23 protein-coding genes are annotated in these 25,206 nt (G+C 35.2%); 18 read left to right on the top strand and 5 right to left on the bottom strand.

The window, feature by feature from the left end; genetic code table 11:
* Window positions 1–103: 103 nt before the first annotated feature.
* Window positions 104–1,717, top strand: coding sequence for a putative polysaccharide biosynthesis protein (locus HF990_RS02625; RefSeq protein ID WP_016837057.1), 1,614 nt, complete (start codon window positions 104–106; stop codon window positions 1,715–1,717).
* A gap of 12 nt (window positions 1,718–1,729) precedes the next feature.
* Window positions 1,730–2,455, top strand: a complete 726-nt coding sequence (locus tag HF990_RS02620) for a pseudouridine synthase (RefSeq protein ID WP_016837058.1) — start codon at window positions 1,730–1,732, stop codon at window positions 2,453–2,455.
* Between the two features lie 68 nt (window positions 2,456–2,523).
* Here the strand turns inward: HF990_RS02620 and HF990_RS02615 are convergent, their stop codons facing one another.
* A complete protein-coding gene (locus tag HF990_RS02615; protein WP_026018962.1) occupies window positions 2,524–2,745 on the bottom strand; it encodes a DeoR family transcriptional regulator in 222 nt (73 codons plus the stop codon).
* Between the two features lie 293 nt (window positions 2,746–3,038).
* Between HF990_RS02615 and pepV the strand changes: the two genes are divergently transcribed.
* From pepV to HF990_RS02590, 5 genes are all read left to right on the top strand, one after another.
* Window positions 3,039–4,430, top strand: coding sequence for a dipeptidase PepV (pepV, locus tag HF990_RS02610; protein ID WP_016837062.1), 1,392 nt, complete (start codon window positions 3,039–3,041; stop codon window positions 4,428–4,430).
* A 13-nt stretch (window positions 4,431–4,443) separates the two neighbouring features.
* Window positions 4,444–5,295 carry a D-amino-acid transaminase gene (gene dat / locus HF990_RS02605; RefSeq protein WP_016837063.1) on the top strand — a complete coding sequence of 284 codons (852 nt, stop codon included), beginning with the start codon at window positions 4,444–4,446 and terminating at the stop codon, window positions 5,293–5,295.
* Between the two features lie 161 nt (window positions 5,296–5,456).
* Window positions 5,457–6,437 carry a nuclease-related domain-containing protein gene (locus HF990_RS02600; RefSeq protein ID WP_168411931.1) on the top strand — a complete coding sequence of 327 codons (981 nt, stop codon included), beginning with the start codon at window positions 5,457–5,459 and terminating at the stop codon, window positions 6,435–6,437.
* Between the two features lie 203 nt (window positions 6,438–6,640).
* On the top strand, window positions 6,641–7,288 hold the full coding sequence (trmB, locus tag HF990_RS02595) for a tRNA (guanosine(46)-N7)-methyltransferase TrmB (RefSeq protein WP_168411930.1): 648 nt from the start codon (window positions 6,641–6,643) through the stop codon (window positions 7,286–7,288).
* Window positions 7,289–7,390: 102 nt separating this feature from the next.
* Window positions 7,391–8,251 (top strand): YtnP family quorum-quenching lactonase, encoded by an 861-nt coding sequence (locus tag HF990_RS02590; RefSeq protein ID WP_016837066.1) that lies wholly within the window; start codon window positions 7,391–7,393, stop codon window positions 8,249–8,251.
* A 45-nt stretch (window positions 8,252–8,296) separates the two neighbouring features.
* Here HF990_RS02590 and HF990_RS02585 read toward each other — a convergent pair whose 3' ends face one another.
* Window positions 8,297–8,611 carry a hypothetical protein gene (locus tag HF990_RS02585; RefSeq protein ID WP_016837067.1) on the bottom strand — a complete coding sequence of 105 codons (315 nt, stop codon included), beginning with the start codon at window positions 8,609–8,611 and terminating at the stop codon, window positions 8,297–8,299.
* Between the two features lie 233 nt (window positions 8,612–8,844).
* On the opposite strand from HF990_RS02585, the gene HF990_RS02580 reads away from it, so the two are divergent.
* The 9 genes from HF990_RS02580 (at window position 8,845) to HF990_RS02540 (ending at window position 18,649) form a co-directional block, all read left to right on the top strand.
* Window positions 8,845–9,918, top strand: a complete 1,074-nt coding sequence (locus tag HF990_RS02580) for a M42 family metallopeptidase (protein ID WP_168411929.1) — start codon at window positions 8,845–8,847, stop codon at window positions 9,916–9,918.
* A 216-nt stretch (window positions 9,919–10,134) separates the two neighbouring features.
* On the top strand, window positions 10,135–10,656 hold the full coding sequence (locus HF990_RS02575; protein WP_168411928.1) for a DUF84 family protein: 522 nt from the start codon (window positions 10,135–10,137) through the stop codon (window positions 10,654–10,656).
* A 110-nt stretch (window positions 10,657–10,766) separates the two neighbouring features.
* Window positions 10,767–11,282, top strand: a complete 516-nt coding sequence (locus HF990_RS02570) for a hypothetical protein (RefSeq protein WP_016837070.1) — start codon at window positions 10,767–10,769, stop codon at window positions 11,280–11,282.
* Window positions 11,283–11,393: 111 nt separating this feature from the next.
* On the top strand, window positions 11,394–12,209 hold the full coding sequence (locus tag HF990_RS02565; protein WP_016837071.1) for a DUF1444 domain-containing protein: 816 nt from the start codon (window positions 11,394–11,396) through the stop codon (window positions 12,207–12,209).
* On the top strand, window positions 12,206–12,823 hold the full coding sequence (gene ytpR, locus HF990_RS02560; protein ID WP_016837072.1) for a YtpR family tRNA-binding protein: 618 nt from the start codon (window positions 12,206–12,208) through the stop codon (window positions 12,821–12,823). The genes HF990_RS02565 and ytpR overlap by 4 nt, the downstream gene beginning before the upstream one ends.
* Window positions 12,824–13,051: 228 nt before the next feature.
* Window positions 13,052–16,093, top strand: a complete 3,042-nt coding sequence (locus tag HF990_RS02555) for a DNA translocase FtsK (RefSeq protein WP_168411927.1) — start codon at window positions 13,052–13,054, stop codon at window positions 16,091–16,093.
* A 175-nt stretch (window positions 16,094–16,268) separates the two neighbouring features.
* Entirely contained in the window at window positions 16,269–17,576 is a 1,308-nt protein-coding gene (gene murC, locus HF990_RS02550; RefSeq protein ID WP_096551586.1) for a UDP-N-acetylmuramate--L-alanine ligase, read from the top strand.
* A gap of 138 nt (window positions 17,577–17,714) precedes the next feature.
* Window positions 17,715–18,191 (top strand): DUF948 domain-containing protein, encoded by a 477-nt coding sequence (locus HF990_RS02545; protein WP_016837075.1) that lies wholly within the window; start codon window positions 17,715–17,717, stop codon window positions 18,189–18,191.
* Between the two features lie 17 nt (window positions 18,192–18,208).
* The gene (locus tag HF990_RS02540; protein WP_016837076.1) at window positions 18,209–18,649 is read left to right on the top strand and encodes a YtxH domain-containing protein; all 441 of its coding nucleotides are present in this window, start codon (window positions 18,209–18,211) and stop codon (window positions 18,647–18,649) included.
* Window positions 18,650–18,733: 84 nt separating this feature from the next.
* On the opposite strand, the gene HF990_RS02535 is transcribed toward HF990_RS02540, so the two are convergent.
* Window positions 18,734–20,890, bottom strand: coding sequence for a cell division protein FtsA (locus HF990_RS02535; protein WP_168411926.1), 2,157 nt, complete (start codon window positions 20,888–20,890; stop codon window positions 18,734–18,736).
* Window positions 20,891–21,064: 174 nt separating this feature from the next.
* Here HF990_RS02535 and HF990_RS02530 point away from each other — a divergent pair, with 174 nt between their 5' ends.
* Both HF990_RS02530 and ccpA read left to right on the top strand, forming a co-directional pair.
* On the top strand, window positions 21,065–22,150 hold the full coding sequence (locus HF990_RS02530) for a bifunctional 3-deoxy-7-phosphoheptulonate synthase/chorismate mutase (protein WP_016837078.1): 1,086 nt from the start codon (window positions 21,065–21,067) through the stop codon (window positions 22,148–22,150).
* A gap of 181 nt (window positions 22,151–22,331) precedes the next feature.
* Entirely contained in the window at window positions 22,332–23,345 is a 1,014-nt protein-coding gene (gene ccpA / locus HF990_RS02525; RefSeq protein ID WP_016837079.1) for a catabolite control protein A, read from the top strand.
* A 55-nt stretch (window positions 23,346–23,400) separates the two neighbouring features.
* On the opposite strand, the gene HF990_RS02520 is transcribed toward ccpA, so the two are convergent.
* Together HF990_RS02520 and HF990_RS02515 are read right to left on the bottom strand one after the other, a co-directional pair.
* Window positions 23,401–24,558, bottom strand: a complete 1,158-nt coding sequence (locus tag HF990_RS02520; protein ID WP_016837080.1) for an acetoin utilization protein AcuC — start codon at window positions 24,556–24,558, stop codon at window positions 23,401–23,403.
* Window positions 24,555–25,202, bottom strand: a complete 648-nt coding sequence (locus HF990_RS02515) for a CBS and ACT domain-containing protein (protein WP_016837081.1) — start codon at window positions 25,200–25,202, stop codon at window positions 24,555–24,557. The genes HF990_RS02520 and HF990_RS02515 overlap by 4 nt, the downstream gene beginning before the upstream one ends.
* Window positions 25,203–25,206 lie beyond the last annotated feature (4 nt).

Genomic DNA, 25,206 nt, shown 5'->3' with positions numbered 1-25,206 from the left:
ATTTACTTGAATTAAAAAGAACTAATAAACTGCATAAACGTTAAAAATACATAATAATGAATGTGATGATTATAAAAAATCCTTTATAGAATGGATGAATTTGATGTCCTCTTTAATGAAAGGTACAGCTATATTAACAATTGGCATGTTTTTATCGAAAGTACTTGGATTAATCTATGTATTCCCTTTTTATGCAATTGTCGGAGAAGAAAACGTTATCCTCTACCAATATGCTTATATTCCATATACCATCATGCTGTCTGTGGCTATTTCAGGCGCACCAGTTGCAGTATCAAAGTTTGTAGCTAAGTATAATACGATAGGTGATTATGAAGCGGGACGGAAGTTGTTAAAATCTGGACTGCTCACAATGATGGTCACAGGATTTTTGACATTTTTATTATTAAACTTACTTGCATCACCGATTGCAGAAATTGTCATACGAAGTGAAGAGCAAGTTTTCACAGTGGAACAAGTGGCTTCAGTGATTCGATGGGTTAGTTTTGCTTTAATTGTCGTTCCATTTATGAGCTTGTGGCGTGGCTTTTTCCAAGGATATGGAATTATGGAGCCGACAGCATACTCACAACTAGTGGAACAAATTGTGCGTATTCTATTCTTACTTTGTGCTTCATTCATTGTGATGATCCTTTTAAAAGGGAAAGCTGAAACAGCTATTGCATTATCAGTATTTGCTGCCTTTATCGGTGCAATAGGAGGACTTTTCGTATTAATTTATTATTGGAAAAAATATCGACCTCAAATGAATGAGCTTAGAAGTCAAAGCAGCAGAAACTCTGACATTAAATTAACTGAAATTTATATGGAAGTGATACGCTATTCCATACCAATGATTTTCGTCGGAATCGCCAACCCTCTTTTTCAATTAGTCGATATGTTGACATTTAATAATGCAATGAAAAACATTGGGATGTCAGAAGTATCTGATCTATATTTAAGTATGATTAACTTTACAACTCACAAAGTAGTTATTATTCCCGTAATGCTAGCAACTAGCTTATCTTTAGCACTGGTACCAACGATTGCAAAATATTTCAACAGTGGTGAATTTCAATTATTGAAAGGGGCAATGGATAAGTCTTATCAAATATTATTTTTCATCACATTGCCTGCAGTAATTGGAATTGCATTATTATCTCATGAAATTTACTTCCTTTTGTATGCTCAAAGTGAAATGGGAGCGAAAGTGCTTGCTCACTATGCTCCAGTAGCGATTTTATTTGCTTTATTCCAAGTAACAGCCGCACTTTTACAAGGCATTGACTTTCAAAAGTGGATTGTTTTCAGCTTGTTAACAGGTATTCTTATAAAGTTAGTGCTGAATACGCCGCTTATTGAAGCAATGCAAGCGGATGGAGCAATTCTTTCGACAGCAATTGGTTATTCAGTTTCGATTGCCATAAACTTCATCGTATTAAAGAAAGTATTAAATTATCAATCGAAAATCGTATTAAGACGCACTTTGCTCATCGTTATCTTAACAGCTGTGATGGCTGCTTGTGTGTTGTTGGCGCATAAAGGATTAGTATGGTTATTTGGACCAGTTGATAGTAAATTGTCCAGTTTAATTGTGGCATCCATTTGTGTCGCGATTGGCGTATATGTTTATGCATTTATAAGCTTTAAAACAGGGTTAGCTCAAAAATTATTAGGAGAGCGAATTTCTCGTATAGCAGGGAAATTCGGGTTAAAGTAGGTGTAGAAAATTATGCGTTTAGATAAAATACTTGCCAATTCTGGATTTGGCTCTCGAAAAGAAGTAAAGCAGTTGTTGAAAAAAGAGCATGTGACAGTTGATGGGAAAGTTGTGAAAGATCCTGCCATGCACGTAAACCCAATGAGTCAAGAAATCTTTGTGCTCGGAGAAAAATTAGATTATAAAGAATTCATTTATTTAATGTTGAATAAGCCAAAAGGTGTTATTTCGGCAACGGAAGATCTTCGAGAAAAGACCGTGATTGACTTATTAAGCCCAATCGATCGACACTATCAACCTTTTCCTGTTGGTAGATTAGATAAAGACACTGTAGGATTATTGTTGTTAACGAATGATGGAAATTTAGCCCATCAGCTGTTATCACCGAAAAAACATGTGCCGAAAACCTACTATGCAAAAATTGATGGCATCGTAACGGAAGAAGATATTTTGGCCTTCAAAGAAGGAGTCGTGTTGGATGATGGCACGGTCACAACACCGGGAGAATTGACTATTTTAAAGTCCGGAGATACTTCTGAAATCGAATTAACGATCTACGAAGGTAAATTTCATCAAGTAAAGAGGATGTTTGAAGCTGTCAATAAAAAAGTGATATTTTTAAAACGTTTATCAATGGGGAACTTAACATTGGATTCTAATTTAAAATACGGGGAATATCGTGAGCTAACAGAAGAAGAAATAAAATCAATAAGAGAGTATGTGAATAAAAAAGAGTGACCCCGACGTAAGGTCACTCGTTAATTTTCTGTATGCAATAAAATATAGCATATATTGTATTTCTATCTCTATGAAGTTAATTTTACTTTTTTCTTCGTCGTTGTCCATTTGCCTCTACTTGGACTTTCTACCAAGTTGTTAAAGGCTAACACATTCAAATCTCTTTGAATGGTGCGAGGAGTGATGTTAAACTCTTCAACTAAATCCTGTGTAGTTACTGTTCCATTCTCCCGAATGTACAAGTACACGTCTTTAATGCGAGTTAGCATTCTATTTGTAGCGGGTTTCATATTCATGAACCACTCCTTCATCTTAATTCACATGGCAAAGACCAGCGGACGACTAACAAATGAATGAGAGGTCTAAATTTCTGCCCTAGACATCCCCTTTTCAGAATTTTTTGTCAAAAAATACATTTGACAGAATCATTATAGCAATAAACTATTAATTTTTCCACAATTCAAAACGATATAAAGATAATTTTTGTGTTTTATTATTCAAAGAATACGTTAATATAAAGGGTTTTATACCTTTTTAATTTTTTTTTGAAACTCCTTAATTATTAATCAAAGAGGTGAAATACATGAACTTTTTGACATTAGCAGAACAAAGAAAAAACGAATTGATTGAAGGACTGCAGCAAATTATTCGAATTAAAAGTGTATTGGATGAAGAGAATAAAACAGAAGATGCACCATTTGGAAATGGACCTAAGAAGGCGTTAGAGTGGCTACTTTCGAAAGCTTCAAAAGAAGGATTTAAAGTGAAAAATGTAGATCATTATGCAGGACACATTGAAATGGGAGAGGGAAAAGAAATTCTCGGTATTCTTTGTCATGTAGATGTTGTTCCAGCTGGTGATAATTGGACTTATCCACCATTTGAAGGGATCGTAAAAGACGGAAAGTTGTATGGCCGTGGTGCCATTGATGATAAAGGACCGACAATGGCGGCATATCTTGCTATGAAAATGGTGAAAGATGCCGGTATCCCACTGTCCAAACGGGTTCGCTTAATTATAGGTACTGATGAAGAATCAGGATTCCGGTGTGTTGAACATTACTTCAAAAAAGAAGAAATGCCTGATATAGGTTTTGTTCCAGATGCAGACTTTCCTCTCATCAATGCTGAAAAGGGAATTGCTGTAATTCAGTTTTCTCAAACGAGTCCTTTGTCTCATAATGAGCAACTCGTTTCCTTTAAATCAGGTGATCGACATAATATGGTTCCTGATTTTGCAAAAGCGATAGTAAAAAATGTTTCATCTGATTTTGAAAAAGAATTCTATGAATATTTTAAACAATTTAATGAAGAAGCATCTTTCACTAGAGAGGGAGAACAGGTTATAATAGCGGTAACAGGAAAATCTGCCCACGCAATGGAACCTGAAAAAGGAATAAATGCTGCAGTTTTGCTTGCGAAATTTTTAAAACAACATTTATCAACCGACGCAAGTAAAGCATTTGTTTCTTTTATTGTCGATGCTTTTAGTGATGTATATGGGAAAGCTCTAGGTTTCGATTATATAGACGAAATGTCAGGACCAACAACATTGAATGCTGGAGTAGTTTCTTTTGATTCAGAAAGAGGAGGAAATATACTCGTCAGCATGCGTTATTCTGTCACTTATCCATATGAAGAAAAAATTCGAGAAGCCACAGAGCGTTTATCGAAATATCCTTTTAATTTAACAGTAATATCAAATTCAAGCCCTCATTACATTCCTGAAGATGATGAATTGATTCAAACATTGTTAAAAGTTTATCGACGATATACTGGCGATGAATCTAAACCACTATCAACCGGTGGCGGAACTTATGCAAGAGTGTTGAAAAAAGGGGTGGCATTCGGCAGTTTATTTCCTGGAGAACCTGATGTGGCTCATCAAAAAGATGAGTATGTTGTCATTGACAACTTAGTGAAGTCTGCTGCAATATATGCAGAAGCAATTATTGAATTAGCAGCGAAAAAATGAAGGATGTGGGAAAATGGGATACACTTTATGGAATGACCAAATTGTGAAAGATGAAGAAGTCAAAATTGATAAAGAAGATCGCGGTTATCAATTCGGTGATGGCGTATATGAAGTTGTGAAAGTATATAACGGTGAAATGTTTACTGTAAATGAACATATTGACCGATTATATGCATCAGCTGAAAAAATACGAATTACGATTCCATATACAAAGGATAAATTTCATCAATTGCTACATGAATTAGTGGAAAAAAATGAATTAAACACTGGGCATATTTATTTTCAAGTTACTCGCGGAACTTCGCCTCGTGCGCATCAATTCCCTGAGAATACTGTAAAACCAGTAATCATTGGTTATACGAAAGAAAATCCACGACCATTAGAAAATCTTGAAAAAGGTGTAAAAGCTACCTTTGTGGAAGATATCCGTTGGTTACGATGTGATATTAAATCATTGAACTTGCTTGGTGCAGTATTAGCAAAACAAGAAGCTCATGAAAAAGGCTGCTATGAAGCGATTCTACATCGAAATAATACAGTAACAGAAGGCTCTTCTTCAAATGTATTTGGAATAAAAGATGGTATATTGTATACGCATCCTGCAAACAATATGATTTTAAAAGGAATCACTCGCGACGTTGTCATAGCTTGTGCAAATGAAATTAATATGCCTGTAAAAGAAATTCCATTTACAACTCATGAAGCATTGAAAATGGATGAATTATTTGTAACAAGTACAACTTCTGAAATTACGCCGGTTATTGAAATAGATGGTAAGTTGATTCGAGATGGAAAAGTTGGAGAATGGACTCGTAAATTACAAAAACAATTTGAAACAAAAATTCCAAAACCGCTTCATATATAATCTGAATTGAGAATAGTTTGGTTTTGCTTTTAAACCACTAAAACAAAAGTATCCTCATACTTTGAGGGTACTTTTTTCATTTTTAAATGTGAGCGTTACTATGAATTTTTAAAGTAGTCATGTAAAATGAATTCGAGAGAGTATGTAGGAGAGTGTTTTCATTGGCTCAACTAATTAAACTACAGGATTATATTTCGAGATATCAAATTGATTTAACAAGATATCCAACACAATATGTCAGATTAAAAAGAACCCAATGGGAAAAGGTAAAACAACAATGGCTAACTGGAGAAGAACCATTATCTTGGGAACACATTGAAGAAGAAGAACAATCGAACCGCTTCTCCTTTATAAAAAAATGGTTCAATCAAAAGCGAATAAAAGAACAAGAGGATATTGAATCTGTTGATGTCTCCCATGAAGCGATGCCGGATGAAGAAGGAGAAGTTGATGAAGAGTCCACTTTGTACTTTGAGCCACATATCGTTTATCATCCAGATAGTATTGAAGAGTTAAAACGTATGTTTCTTGATCAATTTTTCCATTTTCAAATAAAATGGGCGAGTTCAACGCTATTAGAAAAATCATATGTCGATCCTCGTTTTTTTAGAGACAGTTTTTTAAGAACAGTTCTTCAGCGTTTGCCTGATAATTATTTAGTATTTTACTATCCTGTTATTAAAATTAAAAAAGCGCCGATAGAACTAGATGTCATTATCTTAACACCGACCGAATGTTTATGTATCACGCTTGTGGAAGAAGAAGAGTCTGCTGTATATGTTGGTGACGGAGAACGATTCTGGACGAAAAAAGTAGGAAAAAGAAGTGAAAAAATGTTGAATCCGTTCATTCAATTAAATCGAATGGAAGCAATTGTGTCACAACTATTTAATAAGCATCAGGTAGATTTTCCGATTCGAAAAATATTGCTATCACGGAATGGCTATTTTGATTATTCGCTGACGCCTTTTAACGTTCAAATCATTGATAAGCGTGGGTATACAACGTGGTTACAGCAATTAAAATATTCTCCATCTCCTTTGAAAAAAATGCAATTACAAGCGGCACATGCGATTTTGAATAATGTGGAGACAACTTCACATAGCCGCGATATTTTGAATCCTCAAAATTTGGAGCAGTAAAATAAACAACTACTTATTCGTTGATATACATAAAGAAGAAAGTGTAATAAATAAGAGTATCTCTATTCCTGGAAAAATTAATTTCTTTATGAACGGTTGTAATTGTTACATAATAATTTATTCTATAAATAGAAACAGTTATTTTTAAAAAGCATAGTTTGCATACGTAAAATGAATGAACAACATAGAAAGTAGGGTATAAAGTGAGATTACGTAATAAACCATGGGCGCGAGAATTTATTCAACAACATCCTGAAATGGTGATTCCGAATCCCGAAGAATATAAAGGGAAGTGGAATGAGCTTTTTGGAAATGATCGTCCGCTGCATATTGAAGTCGGTTCTGGAAGAGGGCAATTTATTGTTGGCATGGCTCAAGCCAATCCAGAAATTAATTATATTGGAATCGAATTATTTGATAAAGTTATTGTAAAAGCATTACAAAAAGCGTTGGAAGCAGGTTCGCCTCCCAATTTGCGATTATTGAGAGTGAACGCTGAAGAATTGGAGAAAATTTTTCAAAAAAATGAGGTACATCGCGTTTACTTGAATTTCTCTGATCCTTGGCCAAAGAAACGGCATGCAAAACGTAGATTGACTCATGAAAAGTTTTTGAAAATCTATGAGTCGATTTTGATAGATGAAGGTGAAATCCACTTTAAAACAGATAACCGAGGGCTTTTTGAATATTCATTGGTATCAATGTCCCAATATGGCATGAAGTTGAAAGATGTTTCTTTAGATTTACATGCAAATGAACCAGAAGATAATATACGAACTGAGTATGAAGAAAAGTTTTCTTCATTAGGTCAGCCGATTTATCGATTAGAAGCTCAGTTTGTAAAGAAATAATTTTGATGATCTATTGAAACTTCCCTCACTATTTTTTGATAAATTCCAATTGAAGTTTCAATTGATTTCATAGACATTTTCATATTTTAGGGGGAGAAATGGATGGACAAACTACATTTTCACGATATGACATTGACATGGTTAGATGGTGGCGTAACGTCACTAGACGGGGGTGCCATGTTTGGGGTTGTTCCAAAACCACTATGGTCAAGAAAATACCCAGTAAACGAAAAAAATCAAATCGAACTAGCATGTGAACCAATTCTCATTCAATATAATGGAAAAAATTATATGATTGACAGCGGAATTGGAAATAAATTAAATGAAAAGCAAATCCGCAACTATGGTGTAACGGAACAGTCAAATATTGAAGAGAGCTTACAAAAATTAGGTATGACAGTTGAAGATATTGATGGAATCTTGATGACCCATATGCACTTTGATCATGCCAGTGGATTGACGAAATATGAAGGGGACCGATTGGTTTCCACTTTCCCAAAAGCCAAAATTTATGTTTCCCAAATTGAATGGGATGAAATGCGCAATCCGAATATTCGTTCAAAAGCAACGTACTGGGCGGAAAATTGGGAGCCAATTCAAGACCAAGTTGTTACTTTTACTGACTTTATTGAAGTTGCACCAGGAATTGAAATGATTCATACAGGCGGCCATAGTGACGGACATGCCATTGTGAAATTGAAGCAAAAAGGCGAAACGTTAATTCATATGGCGGACATTATGCCAACTCATGCCCATCAAAACCCTCTATGGGTAATGGCATATGATGATTATCCAATGACAAGCATTTTTGCTAAAGAGAAGCTATTAAAAGAAGCTTATACGAATGGATATAAATTTATTTTTTATCACGATGCGTATTATCGTATGGTACAGTGGGATGAATCAGGGAAAGACATAATTGATTCATTGAAAAGAAGTAAAGAAGCGAAAATTCAATTTTAAATAAAAAAGATGGGGTATCCCATCTTTTTTATTTAAAAGCATTGACTATGCTTTCTTTAGTTCAACGATTACTCCTGAACGAGCATCCGCTGCAAATTCAAAGTTTTCCACTTCACCATCTAATACTCTTGAAATACCGCCTCGATAAACAGGGATTGTCATAACCCCGTTATGATAATTTTCAGGCTTCATATAAATCCATGAACCATCGATAGGGCTTTCTTTTCTAAATTCATCTTTAATATTTTCCAATACTTGATTTGCATTCATAAACGGTTGTATACGTTCTGAAGCTTCTTTTATAATGACTGCCGCAGCTAAACCTGTTGTTACACCTAACATAAAATCACGTAAATTCATTAACTTTTCCCTCCTAATTTCCATTTTATCATGAAATCATTTTTTCAGTCTTCTGAAAGCAGGATAAATCATTTTATTGAATATATACTCTTTTCTATAAATAACTTAGATTTCCCTTTTTTAAGGATCCAATTAAATAAATCTTTTCGTTTAGAACAAACCTTTCTTAATTTCCAACGTTTTCAATTGATTATGTTAAAATAGAACGAGTAAATAATGAGGGAGTGTTCCGAATGAATGAAGAGACTTTACAATTATTTAAAACATTGACGGAACTTCCAGGGGCACCTGGAAATGAGCATTCAGTGCGAGCATTTATGCGTTCAGAACTCGAAAAATATGCAGACGAAATTGTACAAGATAATTTAGGTGGAATTTTTGGCTTGCGCAAGTCGGAAGAAAAGGATGCGCCCAAAATTTTAGTAGCGGGTCATATGGATGAGGTAGCTTTTATGGTAACGAGCATTACCGACCGTGGAATGATTCGCTTTCAAACGTTAGGGGGCTGGAATAGTCAAGTATTGTTTGCGCAGCGAGTGATAATTTATACAAATGAACGAGAAATACCCGGAGTGATTGCATCTACTCCACCTCATTTATTGACAGAAGAACAACGTAAGAAACCAACGGATATAAAAGATATGCTCATTGATGTCGGAGCTGACAGTAAAGAAGATGCCATTAACATGGGGATACGTCCTGGACAATCCATTTTACCAGTTTGTCCATTTACAGTAATGGCCAATCCGAAAAAAATAATGGCAAAGGCTTGGGATAATCGATATGGTTGCGGACTAGCCATCGAACTTTTAAAGGAATTAAAAGATGAAAAAATGGTGAATCATCTTTATTCTGGTGCCAATGTCATGGAAGAAGTAGGGCTACGAGGTGCACAAGTATCCTCTTACATGATTCAACCTGATTTATTTTTTGCATTAGATGCCTCTGCTGCAAATGATATGACAAGTGAAAAGGAATTCGGCCAGTTAGGTAAAGGCGTATTATTGAGAATATACGACCCGACGATGGTAACTCATCGCACATTGCGAGAATTTATATTAGACACTGCAGAATCCAACCAAATTCCATATCAATATTTTGTATCACATGGTGGTACAGATGCTGGAAAAGTTCATACGATGAACGGCGGCGTTCCAAGTGCGGTTATTGGCATTTGTTCTCGCTATATTCATACATCTGCATCCATAATTCATGTTGACGATTATTTAGCTGTGAAAGAACTATTAGTTAAGCTAATTCGAGCATTAGATCGTACGACTGTTGATACAATTCTTCAAAATCCTTAAAAAGATTTCTTTATGTTCTATATAATTGGGGAATTTGTCCAAATGAATTTCTATTGGTTGATATGAGCGAAAGGCGGTGGTGTTCCTGCCCTTTCGCTTCCCCATGTAGCGAAAATCAACAGTTTGTTGTTTCTGTAACATACCTGTAAAAACAATGTAATGAATTTCTATGAAATAACTAGAACATAATAAAGTAAAGAGAAATGAGGGTGCAACATGAAAGTAGCAATTGGAACACATAACCGTGCAAAAGTAAAAGCGGTGCAAAACGTAGTGAATACATATTTTGATGATATTGAATTTCTAGAAGTGGATGTTCCTTCAAATGTTTCATCCCAACCATTTTCTGATGAAGAAACCCGACAAGGCGCTATTAACCGTGCTTTAAATACGTTAGAAGCAACTGGGGCAGAATTGAATTTTGGTCTTGAAGGCGGAGTTCGTGAAATAGATGGAATCATGTATTGTTGCAATTGGGGTGCACTGGCATTAAAAAATGGTCAAGTTTTGACTGCAGCTGGAGCACAATTTATGTTGCCTGAAGAAATTGCAAAAAAACTACGCGCGGGAAAAGAGTTAGGTCCTATTATGGATGAGTATACGAATGAAAAAGATACGCGCCATCATAAAGGAGCAATTGGCGTATTAACAGCGAATTTGGTTGATCGTAAGGAAATGTTTGAACATATCGTTACATTATTGATTGGACAATATTTTTTTTTAAAAAAGGAGAAATAATGATAAAATTTTCCTATTTTTTATCTATTATTCTAAAATTAGACTTTAAGATTGCACTCTATTCGATATCCTACTAAAATGTAGTATGGGTAAAGGAAGTGAAATGAAAAATGAAAAAATGGTTACTATTAACCATTAGCTGTATATCGTTGCTTGGATTAGCCGGTTGTGGAAAATCCGTAGAAGAGCAAATCAATATAGGTGTAGCTAGTGCACAAACAGTATTTGAAGAATCGCCAAGAGAACCAAATAAAAAGATTGGACAAATCGAGTTATACTTGCCATCAGGATATAGCATAAAAGAAACAGATGATGAAAACAATTACATACTATCAAAAGGAAAAGATAAATATATTTTATTTGTGAATGTTAATGAAAAAGAAGATAGTCAGCTTCACTATGACTTATTGAAAAATAATTCAACGAAAAAAATAGTAAAAGAGCAACCAGTTGAACTAGATGGTGCTTTTGGATTTACAATGGTACTGGAACATGATGAAGGGCAATTCGAACTGATTGCTAGTAGCGGTGGTGTAAAAGTTTCTACGATATCCAATAATAAGCATATGGATAATAAGTTAGTAGAAATGATGTTAATTGCTCGTTCAGTAGAAGTACTGTACTAAAATTCATTCTAATCGACTGTCCAATGTTTCTTCTGATACAATAAATGTATGAAAATTAAAACGGTTCACTGAAGTGAGCCGTTTATTTGTGCACATAAGGAAGTGATTTTAGTGAAACCTGAGCAGCTTGTAGAAGAGTTAAAAAGACGATTAGGTATTGAAAGGTTTAATTACTCGTACAATCGCAAAGATAATAAACTACGTTTAGATCATAAAAATCTTGGAAAAGGAATGGATATTAATCTTCCTGAGATTATCGCAAAATATAATGAGAGAAAAGAACAAGCGTTAGAAGATGTAGTCTATACGATTGAACAGACTTTTATTGCGATGGAAAAAGAGCAAGCTGAAGAAATACATCAATTATCTAACATATTCCCGATTATTCGTTCCACTTCTTTCCCATTGAAATCGAAAGAGGGGCATCCCTTCATTACGTCAGATCACACGGCAGAAACCCGCATTTTTTATGCTTTGGATTTAGGTACAACTTATCGATTAATTGATGAGTCAATGCTTTCGAAATTAAATGCTACTGGTGAACAAATCCGGGAAATAGCCCGCTTTTCAGTAAAAAAGTTGTCAACGAATGTAAAAAAAGATGAAGTAGCAGGAAACATATTTTATTTTGTTAATGAAAACGATGGCTATGATGCGAGCCGCATATTAAATGAAACCTTTTTAAAAGAGATGAGGGAAAAAATTAAAGGAGATATGACAATTTCCGTTCCTCATCAAGACGTGCTAATCATTGGGGATATTCGAAATGAAACAGGTTATGATGTGCTAGCCCAAATGACGATGCATTTCTTTTCAATTGGCCGTGTACCAATTACATCACTATCCTTCGTATATGATAATGGAGAGCTGACGCCGATTTTCATATTAGCAAAAAATCGAATAAAAAAGGAGACGAAAGATCAATGATTGTAGCGTACAATAAAGAACATGTTGGCGATGTTTTATTAGTTCAACTTACAACTGAGGAAGTTGTAACCCCATCAGTAGAGCGAGTAGGGGATGTAGCTCTTATCAAAGAAAAAACAACTGGTGAAGTGAAAGGGTTTAATTTATTTAATGCAAGTAAATATGTTGAATTGAATGTGAATGGTAATGTGGAAGTAACAGAGGAGCTTGTTCAAAAAATCCAATCTGCATTAAATAAAAATAATGTTGAGGTAACTATAAACGTTGACTTGTCACCAAAATTTGTTGTCGGATATGTGGAAGAGAAGGAAAAACATCCAAATGCAGATAAGCTTAGTGTTTGTAAAGTCAATGTAGGGGATGAAGTATTACAAATCGTTTGTGGAGCACCAAATGTTGAAGCAGGTCAAAAAGTGGTAGTTGCCAAAATTGGCGCGGTTATGCCTTCAGGAATGGTAATTAAACCTTCTCAATTACGTGGTGTAGATTCTTATGGCATGATTTGTTCAGCTAGAGAATTAGCAATTCCAAATGCTCCTCAAGAAAAAGGTATATTAGTTTTAGAAGAGGACGCTGAAATTGGTTCAGCATTTCAAATCCCTTCTACACTCTAAACATGGTTAGGACAATTTGTCCTAGCCTTTTTTAATTGAATGTTATTGTAATGTAAAGAATCTGCAATAAAACTTATGGTATTCTTTAGTGGCGAATACATAGTTCAAATGCATGAATTCGCTTACCAATACATATATGAAAGATGTAATTCTATAAAGAATGTAGCTTCATTACCGATTATTATCATATAATTATAAAAGGTATGATGTTAGAAAGAGTGATGATCGATGAATTGGCTCAAACGTACATTGAATAAGTTGTTATTTAAAGACGAAGTTGAAGATGAATATGACTATTATGAAGAAGATGAGTGGCAAGAACCTATATACGAAAAGAAAGAACAAAATCGAGCGAAATTTCGATTTCCATTAATCCCTGACGAAGAATTACAAGCGTCGGACCAGACCCCTCATCAACCAAAGTCTTATAATGATTTTATTTCAAATATCGAACCTCAACATCATAAAAATTCACTTGTATATGATGTGGAAGTGTCAAGAATCCATGAACTGTTAGAAATGCGAAAACAAAATAAGAAAAAAACAACAAGTGTCAGTTATGATATTACGTCCCGACGTAATGAGCGTTTAATTGAGAAAACAATTAAAAGAGAACCTATACAAAAGGAACAACCAATTGTAAAAGAAAAAAGTCAACCACAACCAAGCCGAAAAAGATTTATTCCTACCGATGTACCTTCACCGGTGTATGGATTTCAGAAACGTAAGCCAATAAATGCTTTGTATACTAATACACAAGAACAAACTGAACAGAAATTTGAGATGAATGCTGAAAAAGAAATTTCTCTTGAACAGTCGAAAGAAATAATTATAGCATCAGAAGAAGTAGCGAGCACTACTGTTGTTGAAGAGATTGACAAAAAGCTAGAACAAGTGAAGGAAGAAGTAGAACAATTCATCCATCAATCAAAAGAAGGATTTTCGATTACAATTGAAGAGGCAAGAAAGACAAAAGAATATGATGAAGAAAAATTAGTTCAGAATGATGGAGATGTACATCTAATAGTTGATAAAGAGAAAGAATTTTCTAATGAACCTCTAATCCTTACAGAACCAATAACAGAAGAAGCTCATATAATTGAAAATAATCATGGAAAAACGATAGAAGCAACTGACGATATAGAATCAGTTGCAACGAGTGAGGTTAACAAACAATTTGCATTAGGGTATAGAGAGAATGTGGAACCAACTGTTGAAAGTTCTTTACTTCAAGCGAATACGTTATTAGAAGCAGAACATGATGAAGACTTACAAGAGCAAATCGAGAAGGAACAAAATGAACCGTTGAACCTTCATGAAGATATTGCTTGTGAAACGGGTGAACAAATAGAGGAAACACAACATACTGTCGATAAAGATGAATTCAATTCGATAAATGAAGTAGAGAGCATAAATCATTCCAATTTCCAAAATGAATATGAAACAAGCGATTCGTTGAAAGAGGATGAAGCAAATGGTCTTCAACAAATCTCTGAATCGCTCCGTTTAGAATCGGTATTGAACGAAGCACAACTTTTCAACAATCAAAATAGAATTGAAGATTTATTAAATGTACAAAAGGAAGTAGAAGAACCACTTTCCGATGATATTCAAATGGAGTTATCTAATAATAGTGAGATAAATGAGCCGGCTTTAGAAGAAGAACTCTCAAATGAATCGCATCCAATTACACAAGAACAACCTAAGAAAAAACCAATACCATTTAATGTCATCATGTTAAAGTCTGATAAAGAAAAATTAGCAAAAAAACAGCAAGTGCAAAAAAAGGAGACAAACGACTTAAAGGAATCCCAACCAATTGAAATTCCTGAACAATTGGAGAAAAATCAAATTGAATATAAATATATGAAGCCGCCTTTAGAATATTTGGCACCACCGGAAGAATCGACAGAAGATCGGGAATGGATGGAACGTCAGGCGGAAACGCTTGTGGAAGCACTTTCTTATTTCCAAGTCAATGCGAATGTTGAATCCATTATGCAAGGGCCAGCTGTTACGCAGTTTGAAATCACAGTAAGTCATGGGACGAAAGTAAGCAAGATTCGAAATCTTGCAGATGATTTAAAGCTTGCTTTAGCTGCGAAAGATATACGCATACAGGCACCGATTCCAGGGAAAAACACCATTGGAATTGAAATTCCAAACCGCATTTCACGTGCAGTTCGACTATCTGAAGTCGTAAATAGTGAAAGTTTCTTACAATCGGAATCGCCTCTTGAAGCAGCCCTTGGATTAGATTTAACTGGTAAACCAGTAACGATTGACTTGCGTAAAATGCCTCATGGATTGATTGCTGGCGCAACTGGTTCGGGAAAGTCTGTGTGCATTAATTCTATCTTAGTTAGCCTGTTATTAAAGGCAGAACCAAGTGAATTGAAATTAATGTTAATCGATCCGAAAGTGGTGGAACTTGCACCGTTTAATCACATTCCGCATCTCGTCAGTCCAGTCATTACGGATGTGAAAGCAGCAACCGCAGCACTGAAGTGGGCGGTAGATGAGATGGAACGAAGATATCAACTGTTTGCCCATGCAGGTGTAAGAGACTTACCTCGATATAACAAACTTGTTGAACAAGAGGGGAAAAATAGTTTAAAACTGCCATATATATTAATCGTTATCGACGAGTTAGCCGATTTAATGATGATGGCTCCACAAGATGTGGAAGAATCCATTTGCCGAATTGCTCAAAAAGCGAGGGCTTGTGGAATTCATTTAATCGTTGCCACACAAAGACCGTCCGTTGATGTCATAACAGGATTAATAAAATCAAATATCCCAACTCGTATTGCTTTCTCTGTATCTTCCCAAATCGACTCAAGAACAATTTTGGACAGTCAAGGAGCGGAACGCTTACTTGGCCGAGGCGATATGCTTTATTTAGGAAACGGGATGACAGACCCTATTCGATTGCAAGGTACTTATGTTACGGATGATGAGATTGAAGAAATTATCGAGCATGTGAAAGAGCAAGGAGAGCCTGAGTATCTCTTTGAACAAGAAGAATTGCTTAAAAAAGTAGAGATGATTGAAGAACAAGATGAATTGTTCGAAGACGTTTGCCGCTTTGTGTATGAACAGGGTTCCGCATCAACATCTTCCATTCAGAGAAAATATCACATCGGATACAACCGAGCTGCCCGCTTAATTGAAATGCTTGAAAGTTACGGATTTGTATCTGAACAAAAAGGAAGTAAACCTAGGGAAGTGTATATTACAGAATCAGATTTAGCGGAATTATTCGATTGATTTCCCAAAGCGCATCCGTATGAAAAAGAGGGGCCCGCCCCCTCTCAATTTTTTTCAAGACAAATGAAAAATAAATGCTATAATGTAATAGGTTTTTGATTAACTAAAAATGTATAAACTAGACATATATATAATATTTATTCATTAGGGTCAATCCCTGGGAGGTTTTTTGAACATGACAATTTATCATTTTACAGGAATAAAAGGTTCGGGAATGAGTTCACTAGCTCAAATATTGTTTGACTCCGGTGAATCGGTACAAGGATCGGATGTAGAAACATATTATTTTACCGAACAACCTTTAAGAGAAAGAAATATTAAAATATTAAAATTTGATTCAGATAATATTCAACCCGGAATGACTGTCATTGCAGGGAATGCTTTTTCTGATAGTCATCCTGAAATCGTACGAGCAAATGAATTAGGCGTTGAAGTTATTCGTTATCATAAATTTCTGGGTGAGTATATAAAGAAATTTACATCAATAGCGATTACAGGTGCCCATGGAAAAACATCGACCACCGGCCTAACAAGCCATGTGATAGGTGGATTTAAGCCAACATCTTATTTAATTGGTGACGGTACTGGATCAGGTAAAAAAGATGCATCTTATTTTGTTATGGAAGCTTGTGAGTATCGACGACATTTTCTAGCTTACCATCCGGACTATGCAGTGATGACCAATATCGATTTTGATCATCCAGATTATTTCTCTGGAATCGATGATGTATTTTCGGCATTCCAAGAATTAGCGTTACAAGTTAAAAAAGCCATTATCGCTTGTGGTGATGATCATTATTTACAAAAAATTCGTGCTAACGTACCGGTGATTTATTATGGATTGGGAGAACGGAATGATGTCATAGCAAAAAATATTGAAAAATCAACAGAAGGTACGAGTTTTGAAGTATATATTCGCAATGAATATTATGATCGATTTTTCATTCCATTGTATGGAGACCATGCAATTTTAAATTCATTGGCAGTCATTGCGTTATGTCATTATGAAGGAATCCCTGCAAACGTAATAAAAGAAAGAATAAAAACATTCAAAGGAGTAAAAAGACGTTTTACTGAGACGATAATTGGCAATAATGTTCTTGTTGATGATTATGCACACCATCCGACAGAAATTAATGCAACGATTCAATCAGCAAGACAAAAATATCCTGATCGAGAAATTGTGGCAATTTTCCAACCACACACATTCAGCCGAACAGAAGCTTTTTTACAACAATTTGCTGATAGTTTAAAAAATGCGGATTCGGTTTATCTTTGTGAAATATTCAGTTCAGCTCGTGAACAAAATGGCAGACTAACGATTGAAGATTTAGCTGCCATTATTGATGGTAGTGAAATACTTCACGCTGAAACAATTGATAAATTAAATAAACATCAAAATGCAGTTTTCCTATTTATGGGAGCAGGTGATGTTAATAAGTTCCAAAAGGCATTTGAATCAATACTGCAAATGGGTGCATAGTTCCTTTCAAGATGATACGAAAATTTTTCATATATCAAAAAAGGAGCTAATTCAATGCTCCTTTTTTTAGCAGAAGAAGGAATAATAAAAATTTTGTCGAATTATATAAACAACTCATCATTCTAGGAGGTCTTCAACATGGAAGTGATACTATATATTTCAGCACTTGTAGCAGCAATCGCTTTCTTAGTTCTTTGCATAAGCATTGGTGCGACATTATTCTCATTAAAAGGAATATTAAAAAGTATTGCAGGTACCATTGCAGGTATTGAAAAACAAATGGAAGGCATTACCCGTGAAACGACTTCTCTATTAGAAAAAACTAATACGTTAGCTGCTGATATTACAGAAAAATCAGAAAAGCTGAATTCTGTAGTAGATGCAGTTAAAAATATAGGCGTATCAGTAAACAATTTAAATAACTCGATTAATCAAATTACTGAATCCATTTCGAGAGAAGTAAGTAAAAATGAAGAAAAAATTGCTCAAGTAGTTCAATGGAGCAATGTGGCAATGGATATAGCAGAAAAATGGAAACAGCGAAAAGCCCAACAAGAAGTGGTGGAGGTAGTGGATAATACGAGTACGACGAAATATAAACGCCGTAAAAAGTAGATAAAGGGGGAAAATGTATGTCAGGGGAAAAACCAAATTATAACGAAGTAAAAAAACAACAGTTACCTCAAGAATCCCTAGTCCATGAAACTAGAGAGGAGGAAACAATCAATATGAAAGATTTCGTAATCGGTGCATTAGTTGGAGGAATTGTAGGAGCTGCTGTAGGATTACTACTTGCTCCAAAAACAGGAAAAGATTTGCGAAGTGATGTTGCGCAACAAGCAGTTAATATTCGACAAAAAGGGCTTGTTCTTTCATCAACAGCTAAAGAAAAAACTGTTCAACTTTCAAGTCAAATTAAAGAGCAGTCATCTCAATTAGTAGATAAAGTTAAAGCAAAAAAAGTAAAATCGCCACAAGTGATTGATGATGGTACGGTTTCTTATGAGGAAAATTTAAATGATGTTTATGATGGGATGGATATTTCAGAAGTTGCTAGACCTTCATCTATCTAAGCGGAAAAAAGCAAATTGAGAAAACGATGAGTTTTCTCAATTTGCTTTTTTAATTTAGATTAAAATTTAGCATTCTTCCAGCCGTTATCCCATAGCTGGTTGTTCAATTAATTGAATTTCTAAAATATCGCCACCAAAAATTTCTGTGTCAAAAGAACTTGGATTTCCGTTTCTAAGAATAATGAATTGTCCTCTAAAATCAGGAGGCATTTGCCAGTTGGAGAATTTAAAAACGTCTTGGAAAACCCAAGGGCTACCATTTTTATTCACCAATTGTAAAGAAGCACCGTTATACACAATTGTAGTTGGCTGTACGACTACACCATTCATGAGAACTTCATATTTTGTTTTTTTCAATTGTAATGGTTCATTTTGAAAAGTTACTGTAATAGAGTCTTCTAATGCAATATCTAATTGATCTAACACGACTCGAACAGTTGGCATCGTCGTTGGGGTTTGTATCGTTAATACATCCCCATCTTGAATTGGGTACGTTAATTTGGCAGGTTTGCCATTCAATAAGAATGTGCCACTGTACTTTTGTAAATATACCGGTTGACCGTCAACTTTAACTAAAAACGTTTGGAATTGGATGACATCATGTCGGTTAATATGCTCTAAAAAGTCTTGTACTGTTTCAATAGGTTCAAAGATAATTTGGTCTCGGTCTTTTATAGGAGTATCGAGGGATGCTCTTTCTCCGTTTAATTTTACAATTGGTTCAACAAAATATGTTTGTTCGTTGAAATTGATTTTTTTGGTGGATGCTTGGTCAATAATATCACGAATTGTAGCATGAGCATCTTTACCATCTTCTCCAGGGATGATAGTAATTTCATCCCCATCTTGAATTTTTGATTTAGTTGAAGCTTCTTGACCATTCACCAATATCGTTGCAGGATTTCCGTGTTCACCAGGAATGAAAATATCCCGGTCGTTGATGGTAATGGATATGCCTTGTCCTGGTTTACCATATAAATGTTTTGCACTTATCTTCGCAGCTAAAAAAGCATCGCTTACCGTCATTTCTTTCGTTTCAAATAGTCGAACAACCTGATCGTTCACTTTAACTGACATATATTGTATAGGAGATTTTTTAGCCGCAATCGCAATACCGATTGGAGTTACAAGATCAGGTCTTACTTCAATGGTTTCATCTTTTATTAAGTTCTGAATGGCACTAATATCCCGAACGGCTACACGATTTGCTGGCAATTGTAAGATTTTACAAAGTTCTTCAGGTAGTTTAGGTGTTAAACTTCCCCCTCCAATAAGCATAACAGCTTTTGGTGGAATTTGGTTATTTAATCGCAATATTTCATTTCCGATGGCAGTTGCCAATTGTTTTATGGATGGCTCAATCGATTGAACGATTTCCGCGCTTGGGATTTCTTGTTCAAATCCTAATATATCCTGAATCGTAATCATTTCTTCTGTATGTAATTTACGTTTAATAGATTCTGCGACAGGGAAGTCGAGTAAATATTGATCGCACAAACTTTCAGTAATTTCATCACCAGCTGTTGGAACCATCCCATAGGCCACAATTGTGTTATTATTTGTAATTGCGATATCCGATGTACCAGCACCTATATCGACTAACGCTACGTTTAATCGACGCATTGTTGGAGGAATTAAGACATTAATTGCTGCAATTGGTTCGAGGGTTAATGCCTCCATTTCCAAATCTGCTCTTTTTAATGCAGCAAATAGCGATTCAATTACTACTCGTGGTAAAAATGTTGCAATCACTTCAACTGTCGCTTCATTTCCCTGCTGATCCAAAAGACTCCCAATTTCTTGCCCATCAAGCTTGTAGTAAAGTACAGAATAACCAACACAATAATAATGATTTTTTTCATCTTTTTCATGTTTCTGAATAAGTTGAACTTGCGCTTGTTGTACAGCTTGTAATTCAAGTCTATTGATATCTTCTTGTGTAAAAATTGGCCGATTTTTAATATTAATTGTCACAAGAGCTTGTTCAGTTTTTAGTGCACGCCCTGCTGCAGCAACGTTCACTTTTGTTAAAGGACCGTGTTTTTTTTCTAATTCTGACTTCAATTCTTTTATTAATTCTGCCACGTATAAAACATTATGTATTTGGCCATCAATCATTGCCCGCTCTTTATGTTCTTTCATGAGTATATCCACAACACGGTACTGGTGATTTTCCTCTTCTAAAATAATTCCTACGACCGACCGGGTTCCGATATCTAAAGCAAATATTTTGGAACTCAATGCAACCGCTTCCTTTCTATTATTATCTTCATATACTTTAACGAGTTGAAGCGTTAAATTAAAAACGTGACATTCTGAATTTTCTTGATTATAATATGGATATTATCTTAAAATGTAACATACATTTCAGTCTTCTGAAAGTGTTGTATTTAAGTGGAGGAGGAGAATTAGGGAATGAGTGAAAAAAGATTAGAAGCACTTCGACAACAAATTGACGAACTAAATTTAGAGATTCTTCGTTTGATTAACGAACGTGCTGAAATTGTAAATGAAATTGGTAAAATTAAAGAAAAACAAGGCGTTACACGATATGACCCGTTACGTGAACGTCATATGTTAGATTTACTGAAAAAGCATAATAAAGGTCCGTTAAATCAAATGACGGTTGATTATATCTTTAAAACAATTTTTAAAACGGCTTTGAAACAATTAGAATCAGATACGAAAAAAGAATTGCTTGTGTCACGTAAGAAAAAACCAGAAGATACAGTGATTGAAATTAATAATGAAAAAATTGGAGTTGGCGAGCCAACATTCATCTTCGGTCCATGTTCAGTAGAATCATATGAACAAACAGCACAAGTAGCCGCTTCAATTAAAGCTAAAGGATTAAAGTTCATCCGAGGGGGTGCTTACAAACCTCGTACTTCTCCATATGACTTCCAAGGATTAGGCTTAGAAGGTTTAAAAATTTTAAAACGCATTTCTGAAGAATATGGATTAGCGGTAGTGACTGAGATTGTCACACCTGCTCATATTGAAGAAGCTTTGGATTATGTTGATGTCATTCAAATCGGTGCCCGAAACATGCAAAACTTTGAATTGCTAAAAGCAGTTGGTGAAACGAACAAACCAGTATTATTAAAACGTGGATTAGCTGCTACAATCGATGAATTTGTGCACGCAGCAGAATATATCATGTCTAAAGGTAATGAAAATATCATGCTATGTGAACGTGGAATTCGCACTTATGAAAAAGCAACACGTAACACATTAGATATTTCTGCAGTACCTATTTTAAAACAAGAAACTCACTTACCAGTATTTGTTGACGTTACACATTCAACAGGACGCCGTGATTTATTATTACCATGTGCGAAAGCTGCAATTGCTATTGGTGCAGACGGTGTTATGGCGGAAGTGCATCCAGATCCATCTGTAGCATTATCCGATTCACAACAACAAATGGATTTACAACAATTTGACCAATTCTTTGAAGAGCTTCAAAAATTCATGAAACAATATGAATATAAAGCTTAATGTTTTATACTATCCAATCACTAAGATTGGGTAGTTTTTTCTTACTCGAATATTTGGTGATAATTTACTAGTATTATATCTAAAATATTATATTTTTTTGAACTTTTGCTTTGTATTGAAAAAATTAAGCAAAATATCGTATTATGAAGACAATAATAAAATGAAAAAGGAGGGAAAACCTTTGACTGTTACAATTTATGATGTTGCACGGGAAGCGAATGTTTCAATGGCAACAGTGTCACGAGTAGTAAATGGTAATCAAAATGTTAAGCCTTCTACTCGTAAAAAAGTGCTTGAAGTGATTGAACGTCTTGAATATCGTCCTAATGCGGTAGCAAGGGGACTTGCGAGCAAAAAAACTACAACAGTAGGAGTTATTATACCTGATATTTCAAACAATATATATGCTGAAGCAGCTCGAGGGATTGAAGATATTGCAACGATGTATCGCTACAATATTATTTTGGCCAACTCTGACCAAAATGAAGACAAAGAGTTGTCACTGCTTGACACAATGTTAGGAAAACAAGTTGATGGAATTGTAATGATGAGCGACGCAGTTACACCGAAATTACTTCAGTCAATGGAAAATTCCCCTGTACCGATTGTTCTTGCAGGTTCAATTGATGAATCTCAAAAGTTACCTTCAGTTAATATCGATTATTTCCAAGCAACTTATGAAGCGGTAAATATGTTAATTACGAATGGACATAAACGTATTGCATTCGTTAGCGGACCGTTAAGTTATACAATCAACGTCAAATATAAGCTAGAAGCTTATAAAAAAGCATTGAAAGATGCTGGATTAGATGTGGATGAATCGTTAATTGTTGCTGAAGACAGCACGTATGACGGTGGAGTGGAAGCATGGAAAGAGTTAAACCAAATCGAAAATCCGCCGACTGCCTATTTTGCTGGAAGTGATGAATTAGCAATTGGAATTATTCATGCTGCACAAGATCACGGTATAAAAGTACCGGAAGATATTGAGGTCATTAGTTTTGAAAATTCGAAATTAGCTCGTATGGTAAGACCACAATTAACAAGTGTGGCATTACCTTTATATGAAATCGGTGCAGTATCAATGAGATTATTAACGAAATTCTTGAATAAAGAAAAAGTAGAAGATCAAAATGTTATTTTGCCTTATCGAATTGAAAAACGTGATTCAGTGAAAGAAAAATCAAAAAAATAAAAGAGTGTAGACAAAGTCTCAAATGATTTTGTCTACACTTTTTCTTATATGAATGCTATTTTTTCTCACTTCTGATGATATTTAATGCTTTTATGAGCATTTGTGCATTTTTTTCTTCTATTTCTGCTTTCCTTGGAATCGGTTCAAATAATGGATTTGGGTCTTCCCACGTTGGAATGAGCGGCACCGGCGCCTCTTTTTGCCATTTGTTTAACCAATCTTCAGGCAGTTTTCCTGTTGGAATGGGGTAATCATTCATCTCTAGCCAAATCAGTGACCATGCCCGTGGCACAACTCGCCACATGTCATAACCGCCGCCACCAACGGCAATCCATCGTCCATCACAATATTCATGAGCCAATTCATGAGCGAGTTTCGGAATCTCTCGGTATATTTTCATGGAGGCATATAAATGAGTTAAAGGATCAAAATAATGGGCATCTGCGCCATTTTGGGTAAAAAGTACATCGGGTTTAAAATATTCAATGACTTCCCTTAAAGCTTTTTCGTACACCATTAAAAAACTATTATCCTCAGTAAAGGCTTCAAGAGGAAAGTTAAATGAAGTTCCATAACCTTGTCCATTTCCTCTTTCACTGATATTTCCCGTACCTGGAAATAAATATCTGCCTGTCTCGTGAATGGAAAATGTGCAAACGCTAGGATCATCATAAAATGTCCATTGTACACCGTCACCATGATGAGCATCTGTGTCTACATAAAGAACGCGAGCTTGATATTTTTCTTGTATGTAACGGATTGCAATCGAACTATCGTTGTATATACAAAAGCCACTTGCTCTTCCACGAAAACCATGATGCAAACCACCACCGAGATTTAAAGCATGTTTACTTTTTCCTTGCATTACATAATCTACCGCTTGCAATGTACCGCCGACAAGCAAACTACTTGCTTCATGCATGTTCGGAAATATCGGGGTATCTTCTGTTCCAATGCCGTATGGTTCTGCTTGTTCTGCTGTTATGAGGCCATGTCCTGCTTTTTTTACGATGTCGATATATTTTGGATCATGGACCAGTTCAAGTTCTTCATCAGTTGCTACTCTTGCTGGAATGATATCATCATCTGATAAGGCGTCAATGTTTTTTAGTAAATCAATAGTTAACAGTAACCGCTTATGGTTAAATGGATGGCTGTCAGAAAACTTGTAGCTTAATTGTTCTGGTGAGTATACAAATACTGCATTTTTCATAGATTCACCCCTGGCACATTAGGCCATAATACTTCAAAGCCGTTGTTTCGTAAATCAGTAATAATTGATAAAGGATTCATCATTCGAATGCGAATTGAAATGATGCGGCTATCATTGTTTTCTGTATCAGGAAATACTAAAATGCTTAACACATTTGCATGATGTTTTTTTATAAGTGTTAGGACATCTGCTAATGTTCCAACTTTATCTTTTAACCGAATATCAATTTTCGATGAAGGCTGATGTGCACCTGTTAATTCAATATAAGCATACAGTAAATCCGAAGATGTAACGATACCTACAAGCTTCCCTCCAGAAACTATAGGTAGGCAACTAATTTTTGATTCGTAAAATGTAATCGCTACATCCTCAACAAAATCAAGTGGATGACCAACGATGACATCTTTTACCATAAATTTTTCAATAGGTGTATCATAAATAGTCGGATTATTTTCTTCTTTAAGACAAGAAGGTAATGCATTTTTGACGTCGTGTGATGTAATGAGACCAACGACATTTTCTTCATCATCTACAATGGGAATGTGGCGGATACTTTTTTCTCTCATCAATTTAAGGGCATCATTTAATGTATCTTTTGGTGTAAGCGCATACACATCTCTTTTCATGATTTGTTCGACAATCATACTT

It is taken from the genome of Ureibacillus thermosphaericus (genome assembly GCF_012396605.1).
In the GTDB taxonomy this organism is placed as follows: Bacteria; Bacillota; Bacilli; order Bacillales_A; family Planococcaceae; genus Ureibacillus; species Ureibacillus thermosphaericus.
The sequence above is the reverse complement of the archived record's forward strand: the minus strand, read 5'-3'. Positions and strand labels throughout refer to the sequence as shown.

Excerpts from the sequence above, each read along its gene's own strand:
- HF990_RS02570 (WP_016837070.1), top strand. The coding sequence starts at position 10,767 with ATGAAAAAATGGTTACTATTAACCATTAGCTGTATATCGTTGCTTGGA.
- ytpR (WP_016837072.1), top strand. The coding sequence starts at position 12,206 with ATGATTGTAGCGTACAATAAAGAACATGTTGGCGATGTTTTATTAGTT.
- HF990_RS02555 (WP_168411927.1), top strand. The coding sequence starts at position 13,052 with ATGAATTGGCTCAAACGTACATTGAATAAGTTGTTATTTAAAGACGAA.
- dat (WP_016837063.1), top strand. The coding sequence starts at position 4,444 with ATGGGATACACTTTATGGAATGACCAAATTGTGAAAGATGAAGAAGTC.
- HF990_RS02625 (WP_016837057.1), top strand. The coding sequence starts at position 104 with ATGTCCTCTTTAATGAAAGGTACAGCTATATTAACAATTGGCATGTTT.
- pepV (WP_016837062.1), top strand. The coding sequence starts at position 3,039 with ATGAACTTTTTGACATTAGCAGAACAAAGAAAAAACGAATTGATTGAA.
- HF990_RS02585 (WP_016837067.1), bottom strand. The coding sequence starts at position 8,611 with ATGAATTTACGTGATTTTATGTTAGGTGTAACAACAGGTTTAGCTGCG.
- HF990_RS02575 (WP_168411928.1), top strand. The coding sequence starts at position 10,135 with ATGAAAGTAGCAATTGGAACACATAACCGTGCAAAAGTAAAAGCGGTG.
- HF990_RS02540 (WP_016837076.1), top strand. The coding sequence starts at position 18,209 with ATGTCAGGGGAAAAACCAAATTATAACGAAGTAAAAAAACAACAGTTA.
- HF990_RS02580 (WP_168411929.1), top strand. The coding sequence starts at position 8,845 with ATGAATGAAGAGACTTTACAATTATTTAAAACATTGACGGAACTTCCA.
- HF990_RS02620 (WP_016837058.1), top strand. The coding sequence starts at position 1,730 with ATGCGTTTAGATAAAATACTTGCCAATTCTGGATTTGGCTCTCGAAAA.
- HF990_RS02520 (WP_016837080.1), bottom strand. The coding sequence starts at position 24,558 with ATGAAAAATGCAGTATTTGTATACTCACCAGAACAATTAAGCTACAAG.
- HF990_RS02530 (WP_016837078.1), top strand. The coding sequence starts at position 21,065 with ATGAGTGAAAAAAGATTAGAAGCACTTCGACAACAAATTGACGAACTA.
- HF990_RS02545 (WP_016837075.1), top strand. The coding sequence starts at position 17,715 with ATGGAAGTGATACTATATATTTCAGCACTTGTAGCAGCAATCGCTTTC.
- HF990_RS02615 (WP_026018962.1), bottom strand. The coding sequence starts at position 2,745 with ATGAAACCCGCTACAAATAGAATGCTAACTCGCATTAAAGACGTGTAC.
- murC (WP_096551586.1), top strand. The coding sequence starts at position 16,269 with ATGACAATTTATCATTTTACAGGAATAAAAGGTTCGGGAATGAGTTCA.
- HF990_RS02590 (WP_016837066.1), top strand. The coding sequence starts at position 7,391 with ATGGACAAACTACATTTTCACGATATGACATTGACATGGTTAGATGGT.
- HF990_RS02515 (WP_016837081.1), bottom strand. The coding sequence starts at position 25,202 with ATGATTGTCGAACAAATCATGAAAAGAGATGTGTATGCGCTTACACCA.